Raw genomic sequence first — 24286 nt, forward strand, 5'->3', positions numbered from 1 at the left:
GGTGGGCCATCGCAGTGTTTGACCGGGAGATCTGTCCCGGACAGGCCCCATGAGGATGCCCGGTCGGTGGCCCGATCGGCTCCGACCCCGACCGCCCTCCGCGCGGACCGTACGCACAGCTGCGTATGACCGCAGATGAGGGGCCCCCTCAGCGGCACGAGCGCTCGAGCGGCGGCAGTGGTCCCGCGCCATCCGGCCAATCCACGGCCGGCCGAGTACCCAGGTGCGGTACGACCCCCGCGTTCGCCTCTGGTCGCGTCTCACAGAAGAGGCAGCACCCTGACTACGACTTTCCGAGACCTCGGAATCCTCCCCGAGACAGCCGAAGCGCTTGAAGCCGTCGGCATCGTGTCTCCGTTCCCCATCCAAGAGATGACCCTCCCGGTCGCGCTGTCCGGCAAGGACGTGATCGGCCAGGCCAAGACCGGCACCGGCAAGACGCTCGGCTTCGGCCTGCCGCTCCTGGAGCGCGTCACCGTTCCCGCCGACGTCGAGGCGGGCCGGGCCGTCCCCGAACTGCTGACCAACGCCCCGCAGGCCCTCGTGGTCGTCCCCACGCGCGAGCTGTGCCAGCAGGTCACCAACGACCTCCAGACCGCCGGCAAGGTGCGCAACGTGCGCGTGCTGGCGATCTACGGCGGCCGTGCCTACGAGCCGCAGGTCGAGGCCCTGAAGAAGGGCGTCGACGTGGTCGTCGGCACCCCCGGCCGGCTCCTGGACCTGGCGGGCCAGCGCAAGCTCGACCTGTCGCACGTGCGCGGACTCGTTCTCGACGAGGCCGACGAGATGCTCGACCTGGGCTTCCTGCCCGACGTCGAGCGGATCATCCAGCTGCTGCCGGCGAAGCGCCAGACGATGCTGTTCTCGGCCACCATGCCGGGCGCGGTCATCGGTCTCGCCCGCCGCTACATGTCGCAGCCGACGCACATCAGCGCCACGTCCCCGGACGACGCCGGCGCGACGGTCGCCAACACCACCCAGCGGGTCTACCGCGCCCACTCCATGGACAAGCCGGAGATGGTCGCGCGCATCCTCCAGGCCGAGGGCCGCGGGCTCGCGATGATCTTCTGCCGGACGAAGCGTACGGCCGCCGACATCGCCGACCAGCTCGCGCAGCGCGGCTTCGCCTCGGGCGCCGTCCACGGCGACCTGGGCCAGGGGGCGCGTGAGCAGGCGCTGCGCGCGTTCCGCAACGGCAAGGTGGACGTTCTCGTCTGCACCGACGTCGCCGCCCGCGGTATCGACGTCGAGGGCGTGACGCACGTCATCAACTACCAGTCGCCCGAGGAGGAGAAGACCTACCTCCACCGCATCGGCCGCACCGGCCGCGCGGGCGCGTCCGGTATCGCCGTGACGCTGGTCGACTGGGACGACATCCCGCGCTGGCAGCTGATCAACAAGGCGCTGGACCTGGGCTTCCCGGACCCGCCGGAGACGTACTCGACATCGCCGCACCTCTTCGAGGAGCTCAACATCCCCGCGGGGACGAAGGGCATCCTGCCGCGTACGGACCGGACGCGTGCCGGTCTGTCGGCGGAGCGGGTCGAGGACCTGGGCGAGACGGGCGGACGCGGCCGTAAGTCCGCCGGTCCGTCGTCGCGGACGTCCGCCTCCGCGACGGAGGAGCGCCCGGCACGCACGCGTACGCCGCGGCAGCGCCGCCGTACGCGCGGCGGGACTCCGCTGGAGGCCGGCGAGGCTCAGACGGCTCAGACGGTGACGGCGACCGCTCCGGCGGCGACCGGAGCGGTCGACACCGCCGAGGGCGCCGACGGTACGGAGCCGCGCATCCCGCGCCGTCGTCGGCGCACCCGCGTGAGCGTGCCCGCCGAGGCGGCCGAGGCCGTCGCCGCGACCGTGGCACAGCCCGTGGCCGACGTGTTCGTCGAGCCGCTCGCCGAGGCGAAGGCCGACGCCGACGCCGAGGTGGCCACCAAGCCGCGCCGTCGTCGTACGCGGGCCGCCAAGCCCGCGGTCGAGGCCGTGGACACCGTCGAGGCCGTGGCTCCGTCCGTGGTCGCCGACGGCGGGACGAAGGCCGAGACCAAGCCCCGGCGCCGTACGCGCGCCAAGGCCCCGGTCGAGGCCGATACGGCGAAGGCCGCCGTCGCGGCGGAGGCCGACGCCCCCGCCGCCGAGGCCAAGCCGCGCCGCCGCCGTACGCGCGCGGCGGTCGCCCAGCCCGAGAGCTGACAGAGCGCGCACCGATGGCCCGGTCCCCGCAGGGGGTGCCGGGCCATCGGTGCGCGCGTGCCTCAGCAGGAGGGTGCCGCCGTCCTCCCGGCCGGGTGAGGCGGCGGCGGGTACGGGGTCTTACTCTCGTCGCATGAGCCGGCCGCCCACGTTCACTCCCCCGCCCTGCGCCCGCGCGCTCCAGTTGCCGACCGGGCGCGGGCCCTTCGCCGTGCTCGACGCGCGCCCCGAGGGGACGCCGCGGGGCACCGCGCTGCTGCTGCCCGGATACACCGGCAGCAAGGAGGACTTCATCGCGATGCTGGAACCGCTCACCGCGGCCGGCTACCGCGTCGTCGCCGTGGACGGCCGCGGACAGTACGAATCCAAGGGCCCCGACTCCCAGGACGCTTACGCCCAGAAGGAGTTGGCGGCTGACGTGCTGGCGCAGGCGGCGGCCGTCGGCGCCCCCGTCCATCTCGTCGGGCACTCGCTGGGCGGGCAGATCGCCCGCGCCGCCGTCCTGGCGGACCCGGAGCCGTTCCTGACACTGACGCTGATCTCGTCGGGCCCCGCCCGCATCGCGCCCTCCCAGCGGGAGCGCGTACGGCTGCTGAGCGAGGCGCTGGAACTCACGCACATGGACATGGAGCAGGTCTGGGCGGGCATCCGGGCGATGGACCCGCCGGAGGAGACGGATATCGACGGGGCGGATCTGCGCCGTCGCTGGCTCGGCCACAACCCGTCCCAACTGATCGCCACGGGGCGGCAGTTGACGGTGGAGCCGGACCGGGTGGCCGAGCTGGCGGCCGTAAGGGACCTGCCCGTGCATGTGATGTCCGGCGTGCGGGACGACACCTGGCCGGTGCCGCTGCTCGACGACATGGCGCGACGGCTGGGCGCGCGCAGGACCGTGATCGAGGGCGCCGAACACTCGCCGAACACCGATCAGCCACCGCGTACGGCGGCCGCGCTCAGCGCGTTCTGGGACGAGGCAGGCCGCCCCCGGAGGTGACGAGCGGCCGGGCGGGTGGCGTCACGCGCTCAGAACTGTGCCTGCAGGTGCTGCCAGAACCCGTCGCGCAGTGCCCGTCGCAGCACGGCGTGCCCGCGCAGCGACCGTTGCAACAGCTTCTCCGCCTCGATCAGCAGGTCCTGGTCCACCGGTCCGGGCAGATACGGATGGCCGGGCAGCAGCTCGGCCATCGCCACCCGTCCCCGCCCCACCAGCCAGGTCGCCGCGATCTGCGCGCCGATGAAGCGCACCTGTTCGCGCGAGGGCGGCGGATCGCCCTCGTTCTCGTACGTCGTGACCGGCCGCCGTGTCACGTACGGCTGCCAGAAGTCGAGGTCGAAGGTGCGCTGGCTGTCGACCTCCCACAGCAGCGGCTCGGCCTGGTTGCGCCCGTCGCCCGCCTCGATGCCCCACAGGTGGACGCGCGCGCCGTACCCCTGCGCGGCCTCGACGGCGGACACCAGGTCCTCGTCGCCGCCGACGAGCGCGGCGTCGCTGATGGCGCGGTGTCTGGCGAGCGATTCGAGATCCGTGCGGATCAGTGAGTCGACGCCCTTCTGCTGGTTGTTCGCGTTGAGATTGCCGAGGCGGACCTTGACGTCGGGCAGTTCGGCGATGGACTGCTGCTCGGGTGTGTGGATACGGCGGCGCGCGCCGTCGTACCAGTAGACGCGCAGCAGCCTGCTGTCCGCGAAGATCGTGCGCGCCTTGTCGATGAACGCCTCGATGAGCCCCTCGGCGTCGAGATCGAACGCCCGGCGGTCCTCGGTTCCCGCCACCAGTAATCCCGCCGCAGCGTAGACGTAACCCGCGTCGACGAAAATGGCGTGGGTGGAAGGGGTCTTCGCGACCTCGGCCAGCATCCGCTGGAGCAGTTCGTTGGTGCGCTCCAGGCGGGCGCCGACCTCGGCGATGTCGGGGTTGATCTCTGCCTCGCTCATACGCGGCCCATTGTCCGTGGGTGCGGCTGTACCCGCCAGTAGTTAGCCGACTGAAAATTTTCCTTAGTGTAGGGAATGTTTGCAGAGGGCAAGGCGTTGTGGCCTTATGTAATCAACGACGGGCTTTCCGTCACACATAGTTCTCCTACGGAGGATCAGACGAAGGGAGAAGCGATATGCGCTTCGAGATCATGCGACTGAACGATGCCGACGGCACAGCCGTGGACAGCACCGTTGTGGACGCCGCCTCCGTCAATCAGATCGTGCAGCAGGCCGCCTCAACAGGGCAGCGCCTCTATATCCGGCCGGCCGTCACCACGGCCTCGTAATTCCCCGGATCCCCCGGATCCCCCGGATCCCCCGGATCCACTGATCGGCTCATGTCGAGACGCCCCCGTACGGAGCATCCGTACGGGGGCGCTTTGGTGTCACGCGCGCCGGTGTCACGCGCCCTGGACGACCTGGGTGACGCCGTTGATGATCTGCTGCACGGCGATGGCCGAGAGCATCATTCCGGCGAGCCGTGTCACCAGCACCACACCGCCGTCCTTGATCAGCCGGATGATCACCAGCGAGTAGCGCATCGTCAGCCAGAGCACGGCGTGCATCGCCACGATCGCCGCCCACACCGACACCTGTGCCGCCGAGCCCTCCGCGTGCTGGACGGCGAGGATCACGGAGACGATCGCGCCGGGGCCGGCCAGGAGCGGCATGCCGAGCGGTACGAGGGCGACGTTGACGTCCTTCGTCTGCTTGGGCTCGTCGGTCTTGCCGGTGAGCAGGTCGAGCGCGATGAGCAGCAGGAGCAGCCCGCCCGCGATCATCAGCGCGGGGACGGACACGTGCAGGTAGTCGAGGATCTGCTGGCCGAGGATACCGAAGACGGTGATGACACCGAAGGCGACGGCCACCGCCTGCCAGGCCATGCGTCGCTGGACCTTGGCGGGGCGCCCGGAGGTGAGGGCGAGGAAGATCGGCGTGATCCCGGGCGGGTCCATGATCACGAAGAGGGTCAGGAAGAGAGAGCCGAAAACGGCGGTGTCGAACACGGTGTGGCCTTGCGAGGAGTGGGTGGATGGAGCGCGGGGCCCGGGAGGCGGCCCGAGGTGACGCGACGCGCGCGCGGCGGGGTACGTGAGGCGCGGCCGGGCGGCCGTCGGACGGCTACGGGTTACGGGTGAGCGGTTACGGGCGATCGGGTGCGGCGTAGTACGGGGTGCTTACGCCTGTCCGCCCGTGCCGGGCACCGGGAACGCGCCCGAGGCGCGCCGGACGATCTCGCCGTAGATCTCCGGGTCGGTGCTGTAGTCCCCGAGCCGGACGGTCTTGCGGCTGCCGTGGTAGTCGCTGGAGCCGGTCGTGAGCAGGCCCAGCTCGGCGGCGAGTCCACGCAGCCGTGCGCGGGTGGACTCGTCGTGGTTCATGTGGTCGACCTCGATGCCGTCCAGCCCCGCCTCGGCCAGCCGCGCGATCGCCGCCTCCGCCACGACCGCGCCACGGGTCACGGCCAGCGGATGCGCGATGACGGTGACGCCGCCCGCGGCCTTGACCAGCCGGATCGCGTCGAAGGGGTCGAGCTCGTGCCGGGGTACGTGCACCCGGCCGTGGTCGGCGAGCCACCGGGAGCCGAACGCCTCGTCGACCGAGCCGACGATGCCCAGTTCGACGAGCGCCGACGCGATGTGCGGGCGGCCGATCGAGCCGTCCCCGGCGATCCGGGCGACCTGCTCCCAGGTGATCGGCGCGCCGAGTTCCTGGAGCTTGGCGACGATGGCCCGCGCGCGCGGCACCCGGTCGTCGCGCACCAGTTCGCGCTCGCGCAGCAGTTGGGGCTCGTCGGCGTCGAAGAGGTACGCCAGCATGTGCAAGCTCACACCGTCGGTCCGGCAGGAGAGCTCCGCGCCGGTGACCAGGGTGAGTCCGCTGTCGAGTTCGGCGAGGGTCTTGACCGCCTCGGCGTGGCCCCGGGTGGTGTCGTGATCGGTGAGCGCGACGACGTCCAGGCCGGCCGCGGCGGCGTTGCGTACCAGCTCGGCCGGGGTGTCCGTGCCGTCCGACGCGGTGGAGTGGGTGTGCAGGTCGATGCGCACGACGCGTACTCCAGGGGCTCGGACGGGCAGGGGACGCTCCAGGATAACGGGCGTGGCGGGCCGTCCCGGCCGCCCGGCCCCGGCCCTCCCGGTGGTCCGGCCGGCCCCCGGTCAGCTCAGCAGGCGCTGCGAAAGGGCCCCGCACGGCAGCAGATCCACCTCGGCGCCCGCGTCGCGCAGATCGGTCAGTACCAGCTCGTCGTACATGAGCAGCCCCGTCTGCTCCGGCCAGACGATCGCCCACAGCCACAGCCCGAGCGCCTCGCCCGCGAAGACCGCGCGGTCCGGCGGGACGCCTGGGACGTGCCAGAGCGGGGTGGGGCGGCCGGCGGCCAGCAGTTTGGCGTGCGGGGGCTTGTCGCCGCAGATGTGCGGCCCCGGGTCGGGTCCGTCGATCCCCGCGTAACGCGCCCCGAGTCCCACGCCCAGTTCCTCGGCGACCAGCAGCAGCTCGCCCGTGCCACCGAGCGGGCCGGGCCCGGAGCAGGCCACGACGGTGGCACGGCCGCCGCTGCGGTCGTCGCCCGCGTAGGCCACACCGCTGAAGAGCCAGCCGACGGGGAGCGGCCAGGGCATCCAGACGGGGACCCTGGCGCGGTTCACCACTACCCCGAGGGCTTCGACGCTGGGCGGTATCACCGGCTGCATCGGATGGACCGTGCCGTGTGTGTCGCACTGCCAGGAGTCGGCGAAGAGACCGGGCGCCCTGACCCGGCCACCGCACTTCGGGCAACCTGGTTCGCCCCTCATATCGCCCAACGGTCCTCCGCGCCCGCCGCCCCGTCAAGGACGATCACCCGTCCGGCACAGAACCCTGGCAAATACCAGCGGCGTGTACGAGACGGGGAGTCCTCTCGGCGGCGTACGAGGTTCAGCGGCCGGCCGTGCTCCCGCGTACGCCCCCGTCTCCCCGGACCCTTCCCAAGAACGGTCCCGTACATCCTGGCGGGCGCACGACGACAGCACTCAGTCGAGCGGGACCGAGCCGCGCAGCGGGTCGCGCAGATCCGTCCCGTGCGCCAGCCAGCGCTCCTGGAGTGCCTGCGCGCCCTTGACCCGCTTCCACGCGGCCTCGTTGGGCGTCATGGGGAGCAGCGGAAGGAACCGTACGGGGTCGAGCGGCGCGTCCAGCTCCAGATCGGCCACCAGGCCGCCGGACTCCGCGACGAGCACGGAGCTGAACGGCGCGCCGGGCCACAGCGGTTCGCCGACCTCCAGGGCCGCGCCCGGCGCCACGACCAGGCCCTCGACCTGGGGTGACGCGGCCAGGACGGCGAGGGGGCGCAGCACCTTGTCGGTGTCGGCGAGCCCGGCGCGTACCGACAGGACCAGTTCGGCGCGCGGGCCCCGCCGCGGGTCGGCGACGACGACCGTGGGGTCGGCCATGGGCCGCGCGGACATCCCCAGCGTGGCGTACCGCACGACGGCGCCCCCGGGGCCCGGTGACTCCCCCGGCTCGTCACGGTCACCCGCGTCGAGGAAGCGCAGCACCTCGACGCGGTCGGTGCCCACGAACGTCATCGCGGCGCGTGAGTCGGGCTCGCCGAGCGCCGTACGCAACCGGGCCTCGACCAGAGAGAGAACTTCTGCCATCCCGCGAGCATAGAACGCCGTCTTAACGGGCAAGAGACAGAATTGGCCCGGATCGGCTGCTAGTCTGGGCCGCCGGTCGGGACAGCGCGCGCAAGCGTCGCTCTCCGGTCCCGACACACGTCATCCCCTACGGGGGACCGGCCGGAGGAGGTGGGGCTGCGGTGGATCGAAGTCACCCGGCCAGTACCAGCCGCTCTTCCTCGCGCTGTACCGCCTCTCTCTGAGGCCCTGCCCCGTACAGGCCCGCGGCTCGTCGCACGACGGAAGAGCATCGCACCAGCTCTCTTTTACCTGTCTGTAGCGAACGCCGTCACCGCGCTCTCGCGGTGCCGCCCGCTTTGCGGACGTATGCGCGCCGCGTCGTGTCCCGTCAGGGCATGTCATCCCGATCCGATGGCGTGCCGGCCCGTACGCGCGTCACGTCCCCGTTCCGGGCTGTGCCACGCCCCGCCGACGGCCTCTCCGTGAGGAGCCCAGCCATGTCGATGATCCGTGACCTGCGTGCGGCGGTCCGTCCGTCCCTGCGCAAGAGCAACACCGCCTACAGCACGTACGACTCCACGCGTGACCCCTCGGCCTCCAGCGCCGTCGTCGACTGCGCCGTCTACCGCGACGGGCGCCGGGTGAAGGACGAGCCGTGCCTGACCCCGCACGAGGCGATGCTGGAGGTGCGCAGGGGCGGCGGCTTCGCCTGGATCGGTCTCCACGAGCCGACCGAGGCCGAATTCGCCGGTATCGCCGCCGAGTTCGGGCTGCACCCGCTCGCCGTCGAGGACGCCGTCCACGCCCACCAGCGGCCCAAGCTGGAGCGGTACGACGACACCCTCTTCGCCGTCTTCAAGACCATCCACTACGTCGAGCACGCCGAACTCACCGCGACCAGCGAGGTCGTGGAGACCGGCGAGGTCATGTGCTTCACCGGCCAGAACTTCGTCATCACCGTGCGGCACGGCGGCAAGGGCTCGCTGCGCGCGCTGCGGCACCGGCTGGAGGACGACAGCGAGCTGCTCGCCAAAGGGCCGTCGTCCGTCCTGCACGCCATCGCCGACCATGTCGTCGACGGCTACATCGCGGTGGCCGCCGCCGTGCAGGACGACATCGACGAGGTCGAGATCGATGTGTTCTCGGCGCCCGCGAAGGGCAGCCCGCGCGGTTCGGACGCGGGGCGGATCTACCAGCTCAAGCGTGAGGTGCTGGAGTTCAAGCGGGCGGTGGCGCCGCTGCTGCGCCCGATGCAGCTGCTGAGCGAGCGTCCGATGCGGTTGGTCGAACCCGACGTGCAGAAGTACTTCCGGGACGTCGCGGACCATCTGGCCCGGGTGCACGAGGAGGTCGTCGGCTTCGACGAACTGCTGAACTCGATCCTCCAGGCCAATCTGGCGCAGGCGACGGTCGCGCAGAACGAGGACATGCGCAAGATTACGTCCTGGGCGGCGATCATCGCCGTACCGACGGCCGTCTGCGGTGTCTACGGCATGAACTTCGAGCACATGCCCGAACTCGAGTGGAGGTACGGCTACCCGATGGTGCTCGGCGGCATCGCGGTCGTCTGTCTCACGATCCACCGGATGCTCAAGCGCAACGGGTGGCTGTAGGGCCGCCGGGTGACGCCTTAGGCTGCGGGACATGACAGAAACCGCCCCCGGCTCCCCGCTCCTCGGCAAGGCGCTCGTCGAGGAGGCCACCAAGAAGTCCGGCCTCATCTGGGTGCGGGCGGGCGGCCCCGCCCGTGCCCTGTGGCACGTGTGGGCCGACGGCGCCGCGCTGATCGTCGGGGACGGCGGCGGTGAGCAGCCCCTGCCCGGGCTCGTGGACGGCGCCACCGCCGACGTGACCGTACGGAGCAAGGACAAGGGCGGGCGGCTGGTGGCCTGGACCGCCTCGGTCACCGAACTCGCTCCTCGCACGGAGGCGTGGGAGGCGGCCGTCGCGGAGCTGAAGGGCAAGCGGCTGAACGCGCCGGACTTCGACGACATGACGGAGCGCTGGGCGCGCGAGTCGCGGGTGCTGCGCCTGGAGCCGCTCGACGCGATCACCGACATGCCGCAGGACTCGCAGGCGGCGGCGCCGCTGCCGACATCGGCGACGACGCGCAGGCCCGCCCCGGCGGCCGTGCCGCGTCTGCTGTTCAAGCGCGCGAAGAAGAAGGACTGAGGGCGGGCCCGGCGAGCGGACCGCCGGGCCGGGTCAGGTGCTCGGCAGCGTGCTGCCGTAGTCCACCGTCTCGCCCTTGGCGGGCGCGTTCAGGGGAAAGTCCTTGCCCCAGTCGGTGAGTGTGAGCGTCCCGGCGCCGCCCGCGCGCGCCAGTTGCAGCGGGTACGGCGTACCTTCCAGCGACACCCTCAGTGACCCGCCCGCGCCCTCGCTGCCGTTGACCTCGATGGTGCGTATGCCGCCGATCTCCGCCCGGTCGCCCTTGCCGCGCTTGCCGTGCAGCCCCAGCAGCCCGTCGAGCAGCACGCTCTTGTCGGTGAAGCCCCGCAGCTGCTTGTACGCCGGGTCCTCCTCCGGGACCTTCACGTACTTGTCACCGAGCTTCTCCGCCGCCTCCGCGTCGGCCTTGCTGGGCGGGGTGTCCGTACCGCCGTCGCCGCCCTTGCCGTCCGCGTGGCTCCAGAATGCGGCGTCCGCCTTCAGGAACAGCTCGTCCTCGACGCGCAGCAGTTCGAACGTGCCGCCGGTCTTGGAGCTGACCGATCCGGTCCCGCCCGCCTCCTTGAGAGACATGTTGAGCTTGTACGTCTGCCCGTCGGTGACGAGCGTGCCCGACAGGCGCACGGCGTCCGCGCTCTCGGCGGCGGCCTTCGCCTTCTTCTCGATCCCGGCGGGCGTCAGTCTGCCGACGCCGTTGGTGCCCGCGTCCGGATCCTCGTCGCCCCCGCACGCGGTGAGCGCGACTGTCATCCCGATACAGAGAGCGAGGGGGACCGCGGCCCGGCGAAGTCGGGCGGAGGACCGAAGAAGGGTCACGAACGCACTGCCTCTCATACGTGACGGGGACGGCAGACCGCAGCGTACCCGTGCCGACCGTGCCCCTCGACAACGAGCCCCGGCCGCGCATCGCCCGTACCGTACGGACGGATCCGCCAGGGCGGCACGGAGCGGTACGGGCTAGCCTGAACCCGTTGTCGCGGTCGATACGGGGACACTCACGGCAAGGCCGCGGGCGGGGCCGGACCGCGGAACAGGACAGGGCACGGCAGGGACAGTCGCGGGCGAGGAGGTGCGCATCATGGCGTCGGGCGCTTCCCGGGTGTTCGTCTCGCATCTCGCCGGTGTGCCGGTCTTCGACCCCAACGGTGACCAGGTCGGACGGGTACGCGATCTCGTGGCGATGCTGCGCGTCGGCGGCCGGCCGCCCCGGGTGCTCGGCATGGTCGTCGAAGTGCTCAGCCGGCGGCGGATCTTCCTGCCCATGACGCGCATCACCGGTGTCGCCTCCGGCCAGGTGATCACGACGGGCGTGGTCAACATGCGACGGTTCGAACAGCGCCCCACCGAGCGCCTGGTCCTGGGCGAACTGCTGGACCGCCGCGTACAGCTCGTGGAGAACGGCGAGGAGGTGACCGTCCTCGACGTCGCCGTCCAGCAGTTGCCGGCCCGCCGCGAGTGGGAGATCGGGAAGGTCTTCGTCCGGCGCGGCAGGGGCGGCGCGCTGCGGCGGCGCGGCGAGGCGCTGACCGTCGACTGGTCCGCCGTCACCGGCTTCACGCTGGAGGAGGACAGCCAGGGCGCGGAGAGTCTCGTGGCGACCTTCGAGCGGCTGCGCCCCGCCGACCTGGCCAATGTGATGCACCATCTGACGCCGAAGCGGCGCGCCGAGGTGGCCGCCGCCCTCGACGACGACCGGCTCGCCGACGTCCTGGAGGAACTGCCCGAGGACGATCAGGTGGAGATCCTCGGCAAGCTGGAGGACGACCGGGCCGCGGACGTCCTGGAGGCGATGGACCCGGACGACGCGGCCGACCTGCTCTCCGAACTGCCCGAGGACGACAAGGAGCGGCTGCTGGCGCTGATGCGGCCCGGCGACGCCGCCGACGTGCGTCGGCTGCTGGCGTACGAGGAACGGACGGCGGGCGGTCTGATGACGACCGAGCCGATCGTGCTGCGGCCGGACGCGACCGTCGCGGACGCGCTGGCGCGGGTGCGCCGGCAGGATCTCTCGCCCGCGCTGGCCGCGCAGGTCTACGTGTGCCGGGCGCCGGACGAGACGCCGACGGGCAAGTACCTGGGCACGGTGCACTTCCAACGGCTGCTGCGGGACCCGCCGTTCACGCTGGTCGGTTCGATCGTCGAGAGCGACCTGCCGCCCCTGGCACCCGATACGCCGCTGCCCCAGATCACGGGCTACCTCGCCGCGTACAACATGGTGGCCGCGCCGGTCGTGGACGAGAGCGGGTCGCTGCTCGGCGCCGTGACCGTCGACGACGTCCTGGACCACCTGCTGCCCGACGACTGGCGCGAGACCGGGTACGGCCTGGCGGAGGCCGCGAGTGGGCGCTGAGCGGGCGGAGAAGGACGCGGCGAGGGAACGGGGCCTGGCGGCCACGGGAGCGAGCGCCGTGGCGCGTGGGCCGCGCGGACGGCTCGACCAGCCGCGCGCGCCGAGGCGCAGACTGCTGCCGGACTACGACCCTGAGGCGTTCGCCCGGCTGTCGGAGCGCATCGCGCGGTTCCTCGGCACGGGACGCTTCATCGTCCTGATGACGCTGGTCATCATCCTGTGGGTGCTGTGGAACATCTTCGCGCCGCCGGTGCTGCGCTTCGACGAGTACCCGTTCATCTTCCTGACGCTGGCGCTGTCCCTCCAGGCCTCGTACGCGGCCCCGTTGATCCTGCTGGCACAGAACCGCCAGGACGACCGGGACCGGGTCACCCAGGAGCAGGAGCGCAAGCAGAACGAGCGCTCCATCGCCGACACCGAGTACCTGACCCGCGAGATCGCCTCGCTGCGGATCGGGCTCGGCGAGGTCGCCACCCGCGACTGGATCCGCTCGGAGCTTCAGGACCTGGTGCGGGACCTCGCCGAACAGCAGGTCCTGCCGCCTGCGGAGCCGCCACGCGGACGTGACGAATCAGACCGTTCCGAGCACTGACGCGCTTTCCGGGGCGTGCGCGCGGCGCCGTACCATCTCCGTATGGCTACCGACACGCACGGAACCGTCGCCCCCGCGGAGGACGCGGTGCGCGCAGCACTGGCGACGGTGAACGACCCCGAGATCCACCGGCCGATCACCGACCTCGGCATGGTCAAATCCGTCGACATCGCACCGGACGGCGCGGTGGCCGTCACGGTCTATCTCACGGTGTCCGGCTGCCCCATGCGCGACACGATCACCACCAATGTGACGGAGGCCGTCGCCTCGGTCGCGGGCGTCACCCGCGTCGATGTCACGCTCGACGTGATGAGCGACGAGCAGCGCAAGGAACTCGCCGCGTCGCTGCGCGGCGGTGCGGCCGAGCGCGAGGTGCCCTTCGCCAAGCCGGGCTCGCTGACCCGGGTGTACGCGGTCGCCTCGGGCAAGGGCGGCGTCGGCAAGTCGTCGGTGACGGTCAACCTGGCGGCGGCGATGGCGGCCGACGGCCTGAAGGTCGGCGTCGTCGACGCGGACATCTACGGGCACAGCGTGCCGCGCATGCTGGGCGCGGACGGCAGTCCCACCCAGGTCGAGAACATGATCATGCCGCCGTCGGCGCACGGCGTGAAGGTCATCTCGATCGGCATGTTCACGCCCGGCAACTCGCCGGTGGTCTGGCGCGGACCGATGCTGCACCGCGCGCTCCAGCAGTTCCTCGCCGATGTGTACTGGGGCGATCTGGACGTGCTGCTGCTGGACCTGCCGCCGGGGACGGGCGACATCGCGATCTCGGTGGCGCAGCTCGTGCCGAACGCCGAGATCCTGGTGGTCACCACGCCGCAGCAGGCCGCCGCCGAGGTCGCCGAGCGGGCCGGCTCCATCGCCGTACAGACCCATCAGAAGATCGTCGGCGTGGTCGAGAACATGTCGGGCCTGCCCTGCCCGCACTGCGACGAGATGATCGACGTCTTCGGGACTGGCGGCGGCCAGCGGGTCGCCGACGGCCTGACGAAGACGACCGGCGCCTCGGTACCGGTGCTCGGCGCGATCCCGATCGACGTACGGCTCCGGGAGGGCGGCGACGACGGCAGGCCGGTCGTGCTCTCCGACCCCGACTCCCCCGCGGGTGCGGCGCTGCGGTCCATCGCCGGCAAGCTGGGCGGGCGCCAGCGTGGTCTGGCGGGCATGACGCTGGGGCTGACGCCGCGCAACAAGTTCTGAGACGGACGGTGCCCCGGTGCGCGGGACTCGGTGAGTCCGTCCCGCGCACCAGGGCACACCGCCGACCGGGCCGCCCCGGTGAACGGGGCCGTCCGGCCACTGGGCCACCGGGCTACTCGGCCGCGTACGACCTGATGTCCTCGATCACCGAGAAGCCGAGGCCGTAGGCGCTCATGCCCCGCCCGTACGCGCCGATGTGCACGCCGTCCCCGGCCGCGCCGGCCGGGCCCGTCGAGCCCGCGAGCACCCAGCCGAATTCGGATTCGCGATAGTGGAACGGCGTCGGCACACCGTCCACCGGCAGCGAGAGCACCGACCAGGCGGAGCCGTTGAGATCGTCGGCCAGCTCGAAGGCCGTCTCGGTCTGCTGGTCCAGCCAGTCGTCACGCAGCGAGTGGTCGAGCTGCGCGGGCCAGGTCGACACCAGCAGCCCCGAACCGGCCAGCCAGGCCGCCGATGACACCGTCGTGGCGTCGAGAACCCCCGTACCGTCACCGCTGCGCCGTACGGGGCTCGCGGCGACCGTGACGACCGCCGCGAAGCGCTCCTTCTCCGCGCCCGGCGCCTCCGGTCTTATCGACGGCTCGTCGCCGTGTCCCGTGGAACCGTGCTGCACGGTGTCGTCCGCCGCGGTCCCCACCTGCATGAGCCACCGTGGGCCGGTGAACGCGTCGTCCAGTCCGTACCAGGGGAAGGTCGCCCGCAGATAGCCCTCGACCGCGCGCCTGCTGCCCGGCGCGCCGCCGGCCGTGCTCCGGGCTCCTGCCCGACTCGTCGTCTCCATCGGTCCGGACCGCCTCCTCCATCTCGGGGTCCGGAGCGGCCCGCCCTCACGGACGTCTCACTACCGGACAGATGGAGGATAGCCACCCGTTACCGGCTCGCCGGGCAGGGTGGGCCTCAGGTGGCGTCTGCGTCGAAAGGCGGACGATCGGCCTGCTGGGGCTTCTCCTGCTTCTTGAGCAGGTCAGAGGTGCCGGACGGGCTCTTCGTCAGGCTCGGCGGCACGGCAGCGGTCCCGGCGGTGTCGCTCCCGCCGGTGTCGCTGTCCCTGCCGTGGACCGAGTCGGCGACGTCGTTGATCTCCTTCTTGAGGTTGAAGCTGCCGCGGATCTCCTTCAGCCCCAGGTCGTCCTCGTGCTCCGCCAGCTGCTTGCGCACGAACTTCTTGGGGTTGAGGTCCTCGAAGTCGAAGTCCTTGAACTCCGGCCCCAGCTCGGAGCGGATGTCCTCCTTGGCGTTGTCGGAGAACTCGCGCACCTTGCGGATGAAACGGGACACGTCCTGAATGACCTTGGGCAGCTTGTCCGGGCCGAAGACGAGCACGGCGAGGACCACGAGCGTCACCAGCTCAAGCGCGCCTATGTCATTGAACACCTTGCTGCTCCTCGTGTTCTCCGTGCCCGCAGGCGGGACCTCGTCGGCCTGGCCTGTGGTGGGTCAAGGCCCGGGCCGCTCCACGGTACCCGGCGGACCTGGCCGGACGGTACCTTCATTCGACACTCACCTGCCCTCCGCACTTCCGAGGACCAGAGTCATGGTCTGCTCTTTACCTCCGCGGATCAGGGTCAGGTCCAGCTCGTCACCGGGGCGGTGCGAACGGATCTTCACGATCAGCTCCTCGCCGCTGTGCACGCGCTGGCCGTCCACCTCGGTGATGATGTCGCCGGTCCTGATGCCCGCCTTCGCGGCCGGGCCGCCTTCCTCCACGGCCGGTCCGCCCTCGGCGCTCTTGGCGCCGACCTTGGCGCCGTCGCCCGTGTACTCCATGTCGAGCGTGACACCGATCACGGGGTGCGACGCCTTGCCCGTGTTGATCAGCTCCTCGGCGACGCGCTTGCCCTGGTTGATCGGTATGGCGAAGCCGAGCCCGATGGAGCCGGCCTGGGCTCCGTCCGGCGCGCCGCCGCCGTCCGCGCCGCGGATCGCGCTGTTGATGCCGATGACCTGTGCCTTGGAATTCACCAGCGGGCCACCGGAGTTGCCGGGGTTGATCGGCGCGTCGGTCTGGAGGGCGTCGACGTAGCTGATGTCGCTTCCGTCGCCCTTCTCGCCGCCGGCGGTGATCGGGCGCTCCTTGGCGCTGATGATGCCCGCGGTGACGGTGTTCTGGAGGTCGAAGGGCGCGCCGATGGCCACGACCGGGTCGCCGACCTGGACGTTGTCGGAGTTGCCGAGGGGCAGCGGCTTGAGCCCGGAGACTCCGGTGACCTTCACCACGGCCAGGTCGTAGCCGCTGTCCTTGCCGACGAGCTTCGCCTTGGCGGTCTCGCCGCCGCTGAAGGTGATCGAGATGTCGCCGGACTCACCGGCCGGGTCGACGACATGATTGTTCGTCAGGATGTGGCCCTTGCGGTCCAGGACGAATCCGGTGCCGGTGCCCTGCTCGCCGCCGCCGCTGACATGGAGGGTGACCACGCTCGGCAGGGCGCTGGAGGCGATCCCGGCGACGCTGTCGGCCGGCCGGCCGCCGCCGTCGGTGCCCGCCTGGGGCAGTTCGACGCTGGTGAGGCCGCCGTTGCGCTCGACGTACGCGCCGACGCCCCCGCCGATGACGGCGGCGCAGAGCGCGAGTGCCAGGGCGCCGACGAGTCCGACGCCCCGGCGCTTCTTCTTCCGGGAGTCGCCGAGGTCGGGGTAGGCCAGCGGCTGCTGCTGCCCGGGGGCGCTCCAGGGGTCGTACTGGAGCCACTGGGTGGGCTGCGGCTGCCCGTCCTGGGGCGGGGGAGGCTGCTGGGACCCCGCCTGCGGGTGCGCGAGAGGCTGCGGGTGGGTCTGCGTCTGCGGCGAGGGCATGGGCTGCGGCATCGGCTGCTGGGCCGCCTGCGCCGGCACGCCGTATCCGGACGTCTGGTGGGGCTGCGGCTGGGCGTGCGGCTGCGGCTGCGGCTGGCCGGGGGCGGCCGGGCCGGTGTAGTGCTGCGGCGGAATGGGCGTGCCCTGCGCCGGGGTGGGCACCGGCCGCTGGACCGGCGGCGCGGGCGCCCACGGTCCGGGGCCGCCGTAGGGCGGTGTGCTGTACGGGTCGGGCTCGTGCAGCGGCTGCGGCCGGCCCTGCGGCTCCGGGGCGGCGCTCACGGCGGCGGGAGCGCGCTCGGGCGGGGCGAGCAGATGGTCATCGGAGTCCCGGTCCGGCTCGGAGGCCCGCTCCGGGACGCTGTCGAGGGGCTCGCCGTGGGCCCGCCGTCCTTCGGCCGCTTCCGGGGCGGCCGGTTCGGGAACGGACGCGCCGCCGGCACCCGGGGGGACTTCGTCGGTGACCGGCGACGGTTCCGTCGTCTCCTCCGTGTTCCGGCGCTGCGCCTCGTCGGGCTCCGGCGGTATCGCGCGTCCCGATGCCGGGCGGCTCCACCACTTCGCCTTGGGTCCGGTGGGCTTCCCGTCGTCCATGCTCTCCCCGCACCTGCCTCGTCCGTGCCCCGACAAGGGCACCCGTGCAGGGATTCAACCAGGTTTACGAATGTCCGCGCAGGGACCCCGTCACCGAGGCCGCGAAAGCGGCACGCCGGACTGCGTGGGCGCGGCGAGGTGGGTGGGGTCGGGCGTGGCGGTGGGTGTGGTCAGTCCGGGGTTCGCCGCCAGCTGGAACGCCGTGCCCGTGGGACGTATCAACGGCGCCGCCGGGAAGTGGTTGAGAACCGCCGACTGGAACGGGTGGGGGGTGAACGGCGCCGGCGTCGTGCCCGGAGCGAGTACGCGCGCGTTGTCGACCGACTGGGGAAGAATGGCCCCCTGCTCGCCGCCCTGCCTGCCCCGTGTGCCGCTGCCGGGCGGTGTGGTGGCCCTGGTCAGCGGTGTGATGGTGTTGCCGCCGGCTCCGCGCGCGGCCGTGTCGGCCGTGGCGCCCATGGGCAGCGCGCCGCCCAGCGCCATCGCGGCGAACGACACCGCGCTCGCGGCGGCGAAGGCGAACCTCCGGCCGCGCCAGGGTGAGCGCTCGGCCTCCGCGCGCCCCACCTCGTGGATCCTGAAGCCCGCGCCGGAGCCGGAGCGACCGCCGCGCAGGGGGGAGGCGTGGGCGCCGGCCGGGTCGTATCCGAAAGCGTCGCTCCGTACGCCGAAGACACCGCCGCCGAACGCCGATCCGTCGAACGGGCCGGGGGTCCCGTCCCCGTCCCGCTCGGACGATCCACCGGGCAGACCCTGGAGCCGGGCGAGAAACCCTTCGGACAGCGGCGGCGGCGCCGACTGCGCGAACGCGTTCTTCAGCCTGCGCTGGGCGTCGGCCTCCGCCTTGCACTTGGCGCAGGTCGCGAGGTGCGCCAGCACACGCTCCCGGGCGTCGTGACCGAGCTCCCCGTCCACCAGGGCGGCGAGCCGGTCCCCCAGGTGCTGCTCCGCGGGGGTCGGTCCTGTTCCACTCACGCGACTCCGCCCTCCCCGGCCACGCCCGCGAACGTGCGCTGCTCGGCCCGAGCCTCGGGAGAACGGTGCGAGAGGGCCTTGCGCAGGTGGGAGCGGCCGCGGTGGATCCGGCTGCGCACCGTGCCGAGCTTCACGCCGAGGGTGGCGGCGATCTCCTCGTACGACAGTCCTTCGATGTCGCACAGGACGACCGCGGCCCGGAATTCGGGGGCGAGGGTGTCCAGAGCCTGCTGCACGTCCGCGTCGAAGTGGGTGTCGTGGAAGACCTGCTGCGGTGAGGGCTCACGGCTGGGGAGGCGCTCCGCCGCGTCGTCACCGAGCGCGTCGAAACGGATCCGCTGCTTGCGGCGGACCATGTCCAGGAAGAGATTGGTGGTGATGCGGTGGAGCCAGCCCTCGAACGTGCCGGGCGTGTACGTCGACAGGGACCTGAAGACCCGGACGAAGACTTCCTGGGTCAGATCCTCGGCGTCGTGCTGGTTGCCCGTGAGACGGTACGCCAGGCGGTACACGCGGGCGCTGTGCGTGCTGACGATCTCCTCCCAGGTGGGAGGCGTCCACGCCTGCGATTCCGCATCCGATGCGAAGGTCGCCGTAACTGCGGAGTCGGTCGAGCGAGAACGGTCAGCGAAGTTGGTCACGGATTTCGGCTCACCGGCCGACCTGAGAAAGCGCTTGAACGCTCCTCCCCGATCCGCAGGCGCAGCCGCACCTCCCCTATCGACTCTGGTGGTGTCCAGCGGAGCACCTACCATAGCTACCTCGCCCGTTAGCTCCGGATAAGAATCTTTGCCTGAATTTGCGCCTGGTCCCAGGTCTTCATCCATGTGTTCCCCCACCCCTTCATAACGCCCGGTCCCATCAGCGGGTTCCCGAGTCCAGCGGATACAGTCACCGGTGCGCCAACTACGGGGACAGGAGAGGGTCATTACCGCCAACCGGCAGACAAGCTGGGCGTTCGCCGACGCTTTTGTCGCCGAGGACGAGGCACTGCGCTGGGCCCGCGACAGGGCCCGGGACATGGGGCTCCGCTCCGTGTCACCGGGCACGGGCGCCGCGCTTCGTCTGCTTGCCGCCACGGCGGACGCCAAGGCGGTCGCGGAGATCGGTACGGGTACCGGGGTCTCCGGGATCTATCTCCTCAACGGAATGCGGCCCGACGGCGTACTGACCACGGTCGACACCGAACCCGAGCGGCAGCAGTTCGCCCGCGAGGCGTTCCGCGCGGCCGGGTTCACCAACAACCGCGCGCGGTTCATTCCCGGCCGGGCCCGCGACGTGCTTCCCCGGCTCGCCGACGGCGGGTACGACCTCGTCTTCTGCGACGGTGACCGGCTGGAGTGCCTGGACTATCTCGCTGAATCGTTGCGCCTGCTGCGGCCCGGCGGGCTGGTGTGCTTCGAGGGTGTCTTCGCCGACGGCCGTACGGTCGACTCGGCGGCGCAGCCGCACGAGGTGCTCCGGCTGCGGGAGCTGCTGCGCACGGTCCGTGAGATGCAGGACGAGCTGCTGCCGTCACTGCTGCCGGTGGGCGACGGGCTGCTCTGCGCCGTACGCCGCTGACCGGCCGGGCCGCGTCCCCGAGCTCCGGCCCCGCTCCGCGAGTCCGGCCCCGGCGGGCCGGCGACCGCATGAAGCCGCCCCGCCGCGGAGGTGTGTCCGTGGCGGGGCGGCATGAGTGCGCGTTCTGTCCGCGTCAGCCGACGACCTTCTTCAGGGCGTCGCCCAGCGCATCCGCCTCGTCGGGGGTCAGCTCGACGACCAGCCGACCGCCGCCTTCGAGCGGAACGCGCATGACGATGCCCCGCCCCTCCTTGGTCACCTCGAGCGGGCCGTCGCCCGTCCGCGGCTTCATGGCCGCCATGCTCGTTCCCCTTCCTGAAACCAGCTCATCGCAGCCGGCGGCCCCATGACAGGCGCTGTGTCACCGGCATCGAACACATTGCTTCCAGGCCATTATCCCGCATGGCGGGACCCGATGACCAACATCGGACGGCATCGCTTGCGCAACGCGCTCTCTCAAAACGACTCAATTCGGCGATCCGCCTGCGATACTGCGCCGCCGTTCACGGCCGCGCGGCCGTGGATTGTTTGACGCAGGTCACATGCCGGCCTGCGGTGATCTCCGCCATGCTGGGGCCGGACAGGACAGCGGACAGGCAGTCAGATTCGCAGAGGAGATCCGATCATGGCCGACACGGTGCTGTACGAGGTGAGCGACGGGCTCGCGACCGTCACGATCAACCGGCCCGAGGCCATGAACGCGCTGAACGTCGCGGCGAAGGTCGCTCTGCGGGACGCGCTGCGTACCGCCGCCGACGACTCCGCCGTACGGGCCGTGCTCCTCACCGCCACCGGGCGGGCCTTCTGTGTGGGACAGGACCTGAAGGAGCACGTCGCCCTGCTGGCGGCTGACGCCGCCGACGGCAGCGGCGGGACCATGAGCACCGTGCGCGAGCACTACAACCCCATCGTGCGGGCCCTGACCGAGATGCCGAAGCCGGTCGTCGCCGGGGTCAACGGGGTCGCGGCGGGGGCGGGCCTCGGTTTCGCGCTCGCCTGCGACTACCGGGTCGTCGCCGACACGGCCTCCTTCAACACCTCGTTCGCGGGCGTGGCGCTGACGGCCGACTCCGGCGTGTCGTGGACACTGCCCCGGCTGATCGGACAGAGCAGGGCGGCCGATCTGCTGATGTTCCCGCGGTCGATCACGGCGGAGCGGGCGCTGGAGCTGGGGATCGTCAACAAGCTGGTGCCGGCGGCCGATCTCGCGGCCGAGGCGGCGACGGTCGCGCGCACCCTCGCACAGGGCCCCACGCTGGCGTACGCGGCGCTGAAGGAGTCCCTGGCCTACGGCGCCGGCCACTCGCTGGCCGAGACGCTGGAGAAGGAGGGCGAACTCCAGAACCGGGCGGGCGCGTCGCAGGACCACGGCATCGCGGTCCAGTCCTTCCTCGACAAGGAGAAGCCCCGCTACGTGGGCCGCTGAGGCGCCTGTCCCGCCTCAGCCCGCGTTGAGCTGTCCGCGGACGAGGCATTCGGCCAGGTGGTCGTCGACCAGGCCGCACGCCTGCATCAGGGCGTACGCCGTCGTCGGGCCGACGAACCGGATGCCGCGCTTCTTGAGCGCCTTGGCCAGCGCGGTCGATTCGTCGGTGACCGCCGGGACGTCCCCGGTCGTCTTCGGCACCGGGCGGGTCGCCGGGTCGGGGGCGTAGGACCAGATGAGGGCGTCCAGCTCGCCGTCGGACCAGCCGGCCAGCTCGCGCGCGTTGGCGAGCGTGGCGTCGATCTTGGCGCGGTTGCGGATGATGCCCTCGTCGGTCAGCAGCCGGGCGGCGTCCGCGTCGGTGAACGCGGCGACCGCCGGGATGTGGAATCCGGCGAAGGCCCGGCGGAAGCCCTCGCGGCGGCGCAGGATCGTGATCCAGGAGAGGCCCGACTGGAACGCCTCCAGGCACAGCCGCTCGAAGAGCGCGTCGTCGCCGTGGACGGGGCGGCCCCACTCCTCGTCGTGGTACGTGATGTAGTCCTCGGTCGACAGGCCCCAGGGACAGCGCAGCTCGCCGTCCGGTCCCGCCACCGCGCCGCCGTCGGTCACCGCAGGTCCTCCGTGCCCGGGTTCTTGAAGAGGTCGGGCCGGGCGACCGCCGTCGCCTGGGCGCCCGCGAGACTGGACTCCAGCTCGGCGATCCGGGAGTCGCGCTCGGCCAGCTCGGCTCCGAGCCTGGCGAGCACCTCGTCCACGTCGGCCATCCGGTAGCCGCGGGGCGCGACCGGCAGCCGCAGGGCCTCGATGTCGGCCCGGCCCACCGGGCGTGTCGCGGGCAGCGGGTCCACGAGCTGTTCGGGCGCGGACTCCGGCAGCACCTCGCGGTCGCCGCCGCCCACGACCGCGAGGGTGACGGCGGCGACCACCACGACCATGGCGACGAGCAAGAACAAGAACACGTGCTTCTCCCCGGGGCAGGAAAACGTCCGGTGCCGATCGTGCCATGCGGCGGTGACAGTTAGGGTCGGTCGGTCGGGTCCGAGCCGGGGGTGGGCCCGGCGGGACTTTGAAGACAGGCCCTAAGGTCGGCGGCGACGGAACGGGCGGCGGAAACGGGTGGTGACCAGGGGATGAGCAGCGGCACTCTGCGGCTGGGGCGGCGCGAGTTCGACGCGTACGAACCGGTGATCATGGCCATCGTCAACCGGACGCCGGACTCCTTCTACGACCGGGGCGCGACCTTCCGCGACCAGCCCGCGCTCGACCGGGTGGAGCGGGCGGTGTCCGAGGGCGCCGCCATCATCGACATCGGCGGTGTGAAGGCGGGGCCGGGCGACGAGGTGACGGCACGGGAGGAGGCGCGCCGCACGGTCGGTTTCGTCGCCGAGGTCCGCAGGCGGTATCCGGACGTGGTGATCAGCGTCGACACCTGGCGGCACGAGGTCGGTGAGGCCGTCTGCGAGGCGGGCGCCGATGTGCTCAACGACGCCTGGGGCGGGGTGGATCCGGCGCTCGCCGAGGTCGCGGCCCGGTACGGCGCGGGCCTGGTCTGTACGCACGCGGGCGGGGCCGAGCCCCGGACCCGGCCGCACCGGATCGCGTACGACGACGTGCTCGCGGACATTCTCCGGGTGACGCTCGGGCTGGCCGAGCGGGCGGTGGAGCTGGGCGTCCGCCGGGACGCGATCATGATCGATCCGGGGCACGACTTCGGCAAGAACACCCGGCATTCGCTGGAGGCGACCCGCAGGCTCGGTGAGATGGCCGGAACCGGCTGGCCGGTGCTCGTCTCGCTGTCCAACAAGGACTTCGTCGGCGAGACCCTCGACAAGCCGGTGAAGGAGCGGCTGATCGGCACGCTCGCGACGACGGCTGTCTCGGCGTGGCTCGGCGCGCGGATCTACCGCGTGCACGAGGTCGCCGAGACGAAGCAGGTGCTGGACATGGTGGCGTCCATCGCGGGCCACCGGCCCCCGGCGGTGGCCCGCCGGGGGCTTGCCTGACCGCCGGCCCCGCGGACGCCGCTACTTGCCGGTCTCCTTGGTGACCAGCGCCACGGCCTCGTCCACGTCGTCGGTGACATGGAACAGCAGCAGGTCCTTCTCGGACGCCTTGCCCTGCGCGACGACCGTGTCCCGCAGCCAGTCGATGAGCCCGGTCCAGTACGCCGTACCGAACAGGACGATCGGGAAGCGCGTCACCTTGCGCGTCTGGACCAGCGTGAGCGCCTCGAACAGTTCGTCCAGCGTGCCGAGGCCGCCGGGCAGAACGACGAACCCCTGGGCGTATTTGACGAACATCGTCTTCCGGACGAAGAAGTAGCGGAAGTTCACACCGATGTCGACGTGCGGGTTGAGCCCCTGCTCGAAGGGCAGCTCGATACCGAGTCCTACGGAGACGCCCTTCGCCTCCCGCGCGCCCTTGTTCGCCGCTTCCATCGCGCCGGGGCCGCCGCCGGTGATCACCGCGAAACCCGCCTCGACCAGTGCCCGGCCGATCCGGACGCCCGCGTCGTAGTCCGGTGAGTCGACGGGGGTCCGTGCCGAGCCGAAGACACTGATGGCGCCGGGCAGTTCGGCGAGCGCGCCGAAGCCCTCCACGAACTCCGACTGGATGCGCATGACCCGCCAGGGGTCGGTGTGCACCCACTCGGAGTCGCCCTCGGTGTCCAGCAGCCGCTGGTCGGTGGTGCCCGGCTGGACCTGGTCCCGGCGACGCAGCACCGGCCCGAGTCGCTGCGTGTCCGGCTTCCGTGCTTCCTCAGGACTGCCCATGGACTGCTCCCTCCGCTGCTGTGCCAGTTCCCGGCCAGCGTAGAT

At 71.7% G+C, this 24286-nt stretch carries 26 protein-coding genes; 11 read left to right on the plus strand and 15 right to left on the minus strand.

Annotation, left to right across the window (positions count from 1 at the left end; genetic code table 11):
* Positions 1-372: 372 nt before the first annotated feature.
* Both GXP76_RS08460 and GXP76_RS08465 read left to right on the plus strand, forming a co-directional pair.
* Entirely contained in the window at positions 373-2193 is a 1821-nt protein-coding gene (locus GXP76_RS08460; protein ID WP_242570816.1) for a DEAD/DEAH box helicase, read from the plus strand.
* A gap of 133 nt (positions 2194-2326) precedes the next feature.
* Positions 2327-3187, plus strand: coding sequence for an alpha/beta fold hydrolase (locus GXP76_RS08465; RefSeq protein ID WP_242570817.1), 861 nt, complete (start codon positions 2327-2329; stop codon positions 3185-3187).
* Between the two features lie 29 nt (positions 3188-3216).
* On the opposite strand, the gene GXP76_RS08470 is transcribed toward GXP76_RS08465, so the two are convergent.
* On the minus strand, positions 3217-4128 hold the full coding sequence (locus GXP76_RS08470; protein WP_147873987.1) for an NYN domain-containing protein: 912 nt from the start codon (positions 4126-4128) through the stop codon (positions 3217-3219).
* 176 nt (positions 4129-4304) lie between these two features.
* Here GXP76_RS08470 and GXP76_RS08475 point away from each other — a divergent pair, with 176 nt between their 5' ends.
* Complete coding sequence (locus tag GXP76_RS08475) at positions 4305-4457, plus strand: hypothetical protein (RefSeq protein WP_187280063.1); 153 nt, start codon at positions 4305-4307, stop codon at positions 4455-4457.
* A 114-nt stretch (positions 4458-4571) separates the two neighbouring features.
* Here the strand turns inward: GXP76_RS08475 and GXP76_RS08480 are convergent, their stop codons facing one another.
* From GXP76_RS08480 to GXP76_RS08495, 4 genes are all read right to left on the minus strand, one after another.
* Positions 4572-5177: a MarC family protein gene (locus GXP76_RS08480; RefSeq protein WP_242570818.1), complete on the minus strand. Its 606-nt coding sequence runs from the start codon at positions 5175-5177 to the stop codon at positions 4572-4574.
* A 171-nt stretch (positions 5178-5348) separates the two neighbouring features.
* Positions 5349-6218, minus strand: coding sequence for a PHP domain-containing protein (locus GXP76_RS08485; RefSeq protein WP_242570819.1), 870 nt, complete (start codon positions 6216-6218; stop codon positions 5349-5351).
* A 111-nt stretch (positions 6219-6329) separates the two neighbouring features.
* The gene (locus tag GXP76_RS08490) at positions 6330-6968 is read right to left on the minus strand and encodes a DUF6758 family protein (RefSeq protein WP_242570820.1); all 639 of its coding nucleotides are present in this window, start codon (positions 6966-6968) and stop codon (positions 6330-6332) included.
* Between the two features lie 216 nt (positions 6969-7184).
* A complete protein-coding gene (locus GXP76_RS08495) occupies positions 7185-7811 on the minus strand; it encodes a suppressor of fused domain protein (protein ID WP_242570821.1) in 627 nt (208 codons plus the stop codon).
* Between the two features lie 479 nt (positions 7812-8290).
* On the opposite strand from GXP76_RS08495, the gene GXP76_RS08500 reads away from it, so the two are divergent.
* Complete coding sequence (locus GXP76_RS08500; protein WP_242570822.1) at positions 8291-9406, plus strand: magnesium and cobalt transport protein CorA; 1116 nt, start codon at positions 8291-8293, stop codon at positions 9404-9406.
* 31 nt (positions 9407-9437) lie between these two features.
* On the plus strand, positions 9438-9965 hold the full coding sequence (locus tag GXP76_RS08505; protein WP_242570823.1) for a hypothetical protein: 528 nt from the start codon (positions 9438-9440) through the stop codon (positions 9963-9965).
* Between the two features lie 33 nt (positions 9966-9998).
* On the opposite strand, the gene GXP76_RS08510 is transcribed toward GXP76_RS08505, so the two are convergent.
* Complete coding sequence (locus GXP76_RS08510; RefSeq protein ID WP_242570824.1) at positions 9999-10799, minus strand: hypothetical protein; 801 nt, start codon at positions 10797-10799, stop codon at positions 9999-10001.
* Positions 10800-11043: 244 nt separating this feature from the next.
* On the opposite strand from GXP76_RS08510, the gene GXP76_RS08515 reads away from it, so the two are divergent.
* Genes GXP76_RS08515 through GXP76_RS08525 form a run of 3 tightly spaced genes read left to right on the plus strand, consistent with a single transcriptional unit; the run spans position 11044 to position 14110 of the window.
* On the plus strand, positions 11044-12315 hold the full coding sequence (locus tag GXP76_RS08515; protein ID WP_242570825.1) for a magnesium transporter MgtE N-terminal domain-containing protein: 1272 nt from the start codon (positions 11044-11046) through the stop codon (positions 12313-12315).
* Between the two features lie 34 nt (positions 12316-12349).
* Positions 12350-12907 (plus strand): DUF1003 domain-containing protein, encoded by a 558-nt coding sequence (locus tag GXP76_RS08520; RefSeq protein ID WP_277993141.1) that lies wholly within the window; start codon positions 12350-12352, stop codon positions 12905-12907.
* 42 nt (positions 12908-12949) lie between these two features.
* Positions 12950-14110, plus strand: a complete 1161-nt coding sequence (locus tag GXP76_RS08525; RefSeq protein ID WP_242570827.1) for an Mrp/NBP35 family ATP-binding protein — start codon at positions 12950-12952, stop codon at positions 14108-14110.
* A gap of 112 nt (positions 14111-14222) precedes the next feature.
* On the opposite strand, the gene GXP76_RS08530 is transcribed toward GXP76_RS08525, so the two are convergent.
* From GXP76_RS08530 to sigE, 5 genes are all read right to left on the minus strand, one after another.
* Positions 14223-14894: a hypothetical protein gene (locus GXP76_RS08530; protein WP_242570828.1), complete on the minus strand. Its 672-nt coding sequence runs from the start codon at positions 14892-14894 to the stop codon at positions 14223-14225.
* A gap of 116 nt (positions 14895-15010) precedes the next feature.
* On the minus strand, positions 15011-15487 hold the full coding sequence (locus GXP76_RS08535) for a sec-independent translocase (RefSeq protein WP_242570829.1): 477 nt from the start codon (positions 15485-15487) through the stop codon (positions 15011-15013).
* A 126-nt stretch (positions 15488-15613) separates the two neighbouring features.
* The gene (locus tag GXP76_RS08540) at positions 15614-17500 is read right to left on the minus strand and encodes a S1C family serine protease (RefSeq protein WP_242570830.1); all 1887 of its coding nucleotides are present in this window, start codon (positions 17498-17500) and stop codon (positions 15614-15616) included.
* Positions 17501-17590: 90 nt separating this feature from the next.
* On the minus strand, positions 17591-18475 hold the full coding sequence (locus tag GXP76_RS08545) for a zf-HC2 domain-containing protein (protein ID WP_308354119.1): 885 nt from the start codon (positions 18473-18475) through the stop codon (positions 17591-17593).
* Positions 18472-19230, minus strand: coding sequence for an RNA polymerase sigma factor SigE (gene sigE / locus GXP76_RS08550; RefSeq protein WP_242570831.1), 759 nt, complete (start codon positions 19228-19230; stop codon positions 18472-18474). The genes GXP76_RS08545 and sigE overlap by 4 nt, the downstream gene beginning before the upstream one ends.
* Before the next feature lie 142 nt (positions 19231-19372).
* Here sigE and GXP76_RS08555 point away from each other — a divergent pair, with 142 nt between their 5' ends.
* Positions 19373-20038 (plus strand): O-methyltransferase, encoded by a 666-nt coding sequence (locus GXP76_RS08555; protein WP_078075229.1) that lies wholly within the window; start codon positions 19373-19375, stop codon positions 20036-20038.
* 133 nt (positions 20039-20171) lie between these two features.
* Here GXP76_RS08555 and GXP76_RS08560 read toward each other — a convergent pair whose 3' ends face one another.
* The gene (locus GXP76_RS08560; protein WP_003966491.1) at positions 20172-20339 is read right to left on the minus strand and encodes a DUF3117 domain-containing protein; all 168 of its coding nucleotides are present in this window, start codon (positions 20337-20339) and stop codon (positions 20172-20174) included.
* 324 nt (positions 20340-20663) lie between these two features.
* Between GXP76_RS08560 and GXP76_RS08565 the strand changes: the two genes are divergently transcribed.
* Positions 20664-21464, plus strand: coding sequence for an enoyl-CoA hydratase/isomerase family protein (locus GXP76_RS08565; RefSeq protein ID WP_242570832.1), 801 nt, complete (start codon positions 20664-20666; stop codon positions 21462-21464).
* Between the two features lie 15 nt (positions 21465-21479).
* Here the strand turns inward: GXP76_RS08565 and GXP76_RS08570 are convergent, their stop codons facing one another.
* Positions 21480-22076 carry a DNA-3-methyladenine glycosylase I gene (locus tag GXP76_RS08570; RefSeq protein ID WP_308354120.1) on the minus strand — a complete coding sequence of 199 codons (597 nt, stop codon included), beginning with the start codon at positions 22074-22076 and terminating at the stop codon, positions 21480-21482.
* Positions 22073-22426 carry a DivIVA domain-containing protein gene (locus GXP76_RS08575; RefSeq protein ID WP_242570833.1) on the minus strand — a complete coding sequence of 118 codons (354 nt, stop codon included), beginning with the start codon at positions 22424-22426 and terminating at the stop codon, positions 22073-22075. Before GXP76_RS08575 ends, GXP76_RS08570 begins: the two co-directional genes overlap by 4 nt.
* A 171-nt stretch (positions 22427-22597) precedes the next feature.
* Here GXP76_RS08575 and folP point away from each other — a divergent pair, with 171 nt between their 5' ends.
* On the plus strand, positions 22598-23470 hold the full coding sequence (gene folP / locus GXP76_RS08580; protein WP_242570834.1) for a dihydropteroate synthase: 873 nt from the start codon (positions 22598-22600) through the stop codon (positions 23468-23470).
* 21 nt (positions 23471-23491) lie between these two features.
* On the opposite strand, the gene GXP76_RS08585 is transcribed toward folP, so the two are convergent.
* On the minus strand, positions 23492-24241 hold the full coding sequence (locus GXP76_RS08585; RefSeq protein WP_078075234.1) for a TIGR00730 family Rossman fold protein: 750 nt from the start codon (positions 24239-24241) through the stop codon (positions 23492-23494).
* Positions 24242-24286 lie beyond the last annotated feature (45 nt).

Origin of the sequence: Streptomyces sp. NP-1717, from assembly GCF_022695985.1 — a bacterium.
In the GTDB taxonomy this organism is placed as follows: domain Bacteria; phylum Actinomycetota; class Actinomycetes; order Streptomycetales; family Streptomycetaceae; genus Streptomyces.